The sequence below is a fragment of the Robiginitalea sp. genome (assembly GCF_049588695.1).
In the GTDB taxonomy this organism is placed as follows: domain Bacteria; phylum Bacteroidota; class Bacteroidia; order Flavobacteriales; family Flavobacteriaceae; genus Robiginitalea.
In genome coordinates this window covers 1-5182 of sequence record NZ_JBAVZJ010000186.1, presented here as the reverse complement: position 1 = coordinate 5182, position 5182 = coordinate 1, and the positions used below count along the sequence as shown (strand labels likewise).

The 5182-nt window shown below is 47.8% G+C and carries 7 protein-coding genes; 6 read left to right on the top strand and 1 reads right to left on the bottom strand.

The features are described from left to right. The 6 genes from WBV75_RS04550 to WBV75_RS04525 all read left to right on the top strand — a co-directional run. Positions 1-443 (top strand): universal stress protein (locus WBV75_RS04550; protein WP_424119467.1); only part of this gene is annotated, 443 nt, incomplete at its 5' end. A gap of 34 nt (positions 444-477) precedes the next feature. After that, positions 478-882, top strand: coding sequence for a hypothetical protein (locus tag WBV75_RS04545; protein ID WP_424119466.1), 405 nt, complete (start codon positions 478-480; stop codon positions 880-882). A 22-nt stretch (positions 883-904) separates the two neighbouring features. After that, on the top strand, positions 905-1765 hold the full coding sequence (locus tag WBV75_RS04540) for an ATPase (RefSeq protein ID WP_424119465.1): 861 nt from the start codon (positions 905-907) through the stop codon (positions 1763-1765). Next, entirely contained in the window at positions 1753-3132 is a 1380-nt protein-coding gene (locus WBV75_RS04535; RefSeq protein WP_424119464.1) for an MBL fold metallo-hydrolase RNA specificity domain-containing protein, read from the top strand. Before WBV75_RS04540 ends, WBV75_RS04535 begins: the two co-directional genes overlap by 13 nt. A 61-nt stretch (positions 3133-3193) precedes the next feature. Next, the gene (locus WBV75_RS04530) at positions 3194-3481 is read left to right on the top strand and encodes a hypothetical protein (protein WP_424119463.1); all 288 of its coding nucleotides are present in this window, start codon (positions 3194-3196) and stop codon (positions 3479-3481) included. Positions 3482-3512: 31 nt separating this feature from the next. Then, positions 3513-4181: a hypothetical protein gene (locus WBV75_RS04525; RefSeq protein ID WP_424119462.1), complete on the top strand. Its 669-nt coding sequence runs from the start codon at positions 3513-3515 to the stop codon at positions 4179-4181. A 6-nt stretch (positions 4182-4187) separates the two neighbouring features. On the opposite strand, the gene cls is transcribed toward WBV75_RS04525, so the two are convergent. Then, a partial coding sequence (gene cls, locus WBV75_RS04520; protein WP_424119461.1) for a cardiolipin synthase occupies positions 4188-5182 on the bottom strand: 995 nt, incomplete at its 5' end.

The window sequence follows — 5182 nt, the reverse complement described above, 5'->3', positions numbered from 1 at the left end:
GCCCTGTTCTGGTAGTCCCTGAAGGAGCCGAGGTAGGGACCCTCGAACATCTCCTTTTTCCGACAGATTTTAAACCGAATTACGAGGAATTACCCCTAAAATTCCTTAAATATTTGCTGGGAAAACCCGAAGTAATTTTGCATGTATTACATGCGTATACCCCCGCAGATGCGGAACCTGAGCGCGAAAAGGGAAGGGCGCAACTCAAGGAATTGCTGGGGGGATATACCTGGGAGATGACTGAAACTGCCCAGGGGGATGTTATCGGGGCCATTAATCGTTTCGCCCGGGACACCCCGATACAGATGTTGCTTTTGGTGCGTAATACGCATACGTTTCTTGAGAATTTGCTCGTAACCCCTGTAATCGATCAAATTGGGTTGCATACCCGGATTCCCTTTCTGGTGATTCCCCCATCCGGAAATGCAAACAATCAGGAATAAATCTAAATCATATTAACTTCAAAAAATAATTATCATGAAACAGATCGGTATATGGATGGACAAAAAAGAGGCCTTTGTGGTTTCGGTAGACCAGGGAGAGACCACAATGCAGACTGTGCCTTCAGATCTGGAGTTTTTTAACCCCAAAGGCGGTTCCCGCTCGAAAACCCGTTGGGGTCCACAGCAGGTGGTCCACGACAGCCGGTACACCGAAAGGGAAACCCATCAGCTTCGGGAGTATTACGATCAGCTTGCGGACAAACTCCGGGAGGCCGATGCCATTGTGCTCTTCGGACCTGCTGGAACCAATTCAGACTTTAAAAAGCGACTGGATCAGGAGTATCCTGCTATCAGTGCCCGGGTAAGAGACGTCCTGACAGCGGACAGCATGACCTCCAATCAGGTACAGGCCCTGATCCGGGAGTATTTTGAATCATAAGTAGTTATAAGGGTATCGTTTTATGGTTGGTAGTCCTAAAATCGTTAAAGCCTCTGGCGAAAAGGTTCCATTTTCAGCCGCGAAACTGAAGAAATCCCTATTGCACAGTGGAGCCCCGGCTGATTTGGTCAATACTATTGTCCAAAAGGTAACTGCTGAGGTCTATGAAGGCATGCCCACCCGCAAAATATATAAACGTGCTTTTGCCCTTTTAAGAGGCTATAGGGCGTCTTATGCTTCCCGATACAAATTAAAACAGGCCATTTATGAATTAGGCCCCACCGGTTTTCCTTTTGAGAGATTCATCAGTGCAGTGCTCAGCCACTTGGGATTTCAGACAAAGAGTAACCAGCGCTTTCGGGGCAAATGTGTCTCACATGAGATTGATGTGGTGGCCACCAATGGCGAAGGTACCCGTCTCATTGAGTGTAAATACCATTCAGATCCAGGAAAAAAATGTGACGTCAAGGTACCCTTGTACATATATTCAAGGTTTGAGGACGTGCTCCAAAACGGGGGACACCGAACGGGAAATCATTCGGAGTTTAAACCGGGCTGGGTTGTGACCAATACCAGATTTACCGGGGATGCGGAAAAATACGGGAACTGTGTCGGGCTATATCTTCTGAGTTGGAATCATCCCCCTGAAAACAGTTTGAAAATGCGAATCGATCGTTCGGGCCTCTATCCGATTACGGTGAGCCCCCTTCTAAGCGCAAAGGAAAAGCAGTTGCTCCTTGAACAGGGGCCCGTACTCTGCAGGGAGGTTTTGAAAAAACCCCATCTGCTGGATCAGATAGGGATTTCTAAATCGCGGAAAAATCGAATCCTCAAAGAGTTTGGTCAATTGTGTGCTGTAAATGCAAACTCATGGATGGACTGAAAATACATTTCTGGGGTGCCGCCGGCTGCGTAACTGGCTCGAAGTTTTTACTCGAGACCCCTTCGGTTCGCATTCTGGTGGACTGTGGTATGTTTCAGGGCCTGAAAGATATCCGGCGACGGAACTGGGAACCCTGGCCTTTACGACCTTCTGAGATCCAAAGAGTGCTCATAACCCATGGACATCTCGACCATGTGGGGATGCTGCCGCGCCTGGTACGCGAGGGTTTTAAAGGGCCTATTTACGGAACGACGCCAAGCCTGGAGGTAGCCCGGATCGTCCTGGAGGACAGTGCCAAAATTCATGAAGAAGAAGCTGAGCGCGCCAGAAAAGAAGGCTATAGCCGTCATGAAGACCCCTTGCCTTTATATACCGTTGACGATGTTCGGGCCACAGTAGCCCTTTTTGAACCCATACCCAAAGATCATTGGGAATCTGTAGGGGACGATTTAAAATTTCGCTTTCGCTTTAACGGGCATATCCTGGGTGCTTGTTTTATTGAGATCGTTATGGCCGAGAGGTATATTGTTTTTTCAGGAGATGTAGGCCGGCCCGGTGATCCATTGCTCGCTCCACCAGATAGACCCAAGCGAGCAGACGTTCTTTTTTTGGAAAGTACGTATGGCAACAGGAACCATCCCCAGATCGATATACAATCGTGTCTGCAGGAACATGTCAATGCCGCAATCAGCGAATCCGGGACATGCATTATCCCGAGTTTTGCAGTGGAGCGCTTGCAGACTGTCATGTACCTGCTCTGGAAACTGGTCCGTGCCAACAGGATACCGAATTTGCCTATTTACGTAGATAGCCCAATGGGGGAGAATGTTCTCGATCTCTTTGCCCGCTTTCCACACTGGCACAAACTGCCAATGGAAGATTACCGGAAAATGCGTCGTCAAATCAAGGTTATAACGGAATACAGAGATACATGGAAGGCTATTGATGATCCCAGACCCAAGGTAGTAGTTGCAGGAAGTGGTATGCTCTCCGGAGGTAGGGTGTTGACCTACCTGAGCCAGTTGCTGGACCGTCCCACCACCCGGATTTTGCTGGTAGGGTATCAGGCGGAGGGCACCCGGGGCAGAAATTTACTCGAAGGGGCACACGAACTTAAAATATTTGGAAAATACATCCCTGTAGCGGCAAAAGTGATACAATTGGATAGTTTATCGGCCCATGCTGATCAGGGTGAATTAATGGATTGGGTTGCCGATATTGCGCCATCTCCTGAGTATATTTTTCTGGTACATGGAGAACCGACTGCTCAGGATGCCCTGCGCGTAAAACTGGAAACTGAAAAAGGGTGGTTGGCCCGTATTCCCAGGTTAATGGAAATGTATGAAATAAATACATCCCCACTCTGACCATGGTTGCCTGAATTGCGATTGAAAAGCCGTAACTTAAAAGCTTAAAAATTCGATGCTCATGAATGCTTCTGACGGGAACTCCGGAACTCCTGAAAATGTTAAAAGCCGCAAGCGCGCCATAGAGAGGGATTTGCAGTTTATTTTTTTCCTTCTCAATGCGCCCATATATCAAAAACAAAGACCGAACCTTTATGAACGGCTCCGGGAATACAGCACCCAGGCAGGAGCGCTGGAAGCTGAAATTAACCACCTGGATAAAGGCGTGGGCAACAACCTTGAGAATTATGAAAGGAAACTGAACACCTGGAAATCCGGCTTGTATGAATTCCTTGAGAGCATGTTGTAATCAGTGGATTATACTGCAAAAAACCTTACCTATGAACACCCGATCACAAACTTCTTTTGGTTATATACTCTTTGGAGCGTTGTTTGCCCTATTGTTTTTGTCCTGCGGATCTATGAAAGAGGAATCCCAATATAAAAACCCGGAAACCGTGCTGTTTCACGCAGATAAGGTACTGGTGGTTGGAATGGTCTCAGATTACAATACCCGGCTCCGGTTTGAAACCCGTTTAAAAGATGCCTTTGCAGAGCGGGGCGTTGAGGCCATGCGCAGTGTCGATCTTTTTGATGTCGATTTTACCGCTTCCCAGCGGAACGAAGCCGAATTGGATAAAGTAGAACAGCAACTGCTCGATAAGGATTTCGATGCGATTCTTTTTTCGAAACGCATCAATTCTGAGACGCGGAACCAACTCAGTGGTCAGTTGGCGGAGATGGGAAGGACTTATGAACGATTTCAGGAAGACTATATAATTCATCAGGGGATATATTACGACGAAGATTTCAATTCCCGTCCGGGCCGGTATTCTGCGGAGACCTCGCTCTACTGCATCTGCGACGGAAAACAGCGCGAATTAATCTGGCGCTCCGACGTTCGCCTGCCCAAAAAAAGGAATTCCGATCGTGTTTTTGATTCCTATGCCGACTGGCTGATTCGAAACCTGGAAGACGAACAGCTCATAATAGGGGAAGAGCCTTTTTAATTCACGCTACAACAGTGGGCTGACCAGGCGGGCCGCTCCTTCGGCCAGGCGTTCTGTCCACGGTCGTTCTCTAAAGTCCCGGTAATTCAGCTCGAGGCTTTTACTACAATCCCGTTCGAAATATTCCCTGAGCCTGAGCGCCGTATCCTTCTCATAAACAACGGCATTTACTTCGTAGTTGTGTTGAAAACTACGGTCATCTACATTTGCTGTTCCAATGGTACAGATCCGATCGTCTACGGTAATAATCTTACTGTGGAGAAAACCTTCGGGATAAAGAAAGATACGCACTCCTGAGTGGAGGAATCGCTGGAAATAGGACCGGACACACAGGTTGACGATCACACTGTCCGATTTCGTGGAAAGCAGGAGCCTCACATCGACTCCACTCAGGGCAGCGGTATGCAGGGCCGTCATCAGGGCGTGGTTGGGGATGATATACGGATTGGTTATATAGACGTGTTTTCGGGCACTGTTAATCAGGGTAAAATATAATTTTTCCATCAGGGAAAAATCATCATTGGGCCCGCTGGCCAGGATCTGCATTCGGGTTTTTCCATTAAATCCAGGGACCGAAGGCGGTGTTATTTGAAGTTGATTCCCGCTGACCAGTTCCCAGTCATTGATAAATATCGTGTTCAGGTGGTGGGCGGCACTGCCCCGGATCATAAGGTGCATATCGTGCCACATCCCCAGGGTATCATCTCCTTTGAGGTATTTGTCTGAAATATTAATCCCACCCGTAAAGGCTATTTTCCCGTCCACCACTATGATCTTTCTGTGGTTTCGATAATTGAGGGAGGTTAAAAAACGTCCGAAACTGTAGGGTAAAAAGTTATAGACCTCGATCCCCGCTTCTCTGAGCTTGTTCAGATAGGCGCGGCTCAGTGAGAGACTGCCAATACTGTCGTATATGAGTCTGACTTCAACCCCTTCAGCCTCTTTTTGTGTGAAAAGTTCCAGCAAGCGATCTGCGAGTTCACCTTCTTCAAAGATGTAGT

Bases quoted from the DNA above. Each gene is read 5' to 3' on its own strand.
- WBV75_RS04545 (WP_424119466.1), top strand. From the start codon at position 478: ATGAAACAGATCGGTATATGGATGGACAAAAAAGAGGCCTTTGTGGTT.
- WBV75_RS04535 (WP_424119464.1), top strand. From the start codon at position 1,753: ATGGATGGACTGAAAATACATTTCTGGGGTGCCGCCGGCTGCGTAACT.
- WBV75_RS04525 (WP_424119462.1), top strand. From the start codon at position 3,513: ATGAACACCCGATCACAAACTTCTTTTGGTTATATACTCTTTGGAGCG.
- WBV75_RS04540 (WP_424119465.1), top strand. From the start codon at position 905: ATGGTTGGTAGTCCTAAAATCGTTAAAGCCTCTGGCGAAAAGGTTCCA.
- WBV75_RS04530 (WP_424119463.1), top strand. From the start codon at position 3,194: ATGAATGCTTCTGACGGGAACTCCGGAACTCCTGAAAATGTTAAAAGC.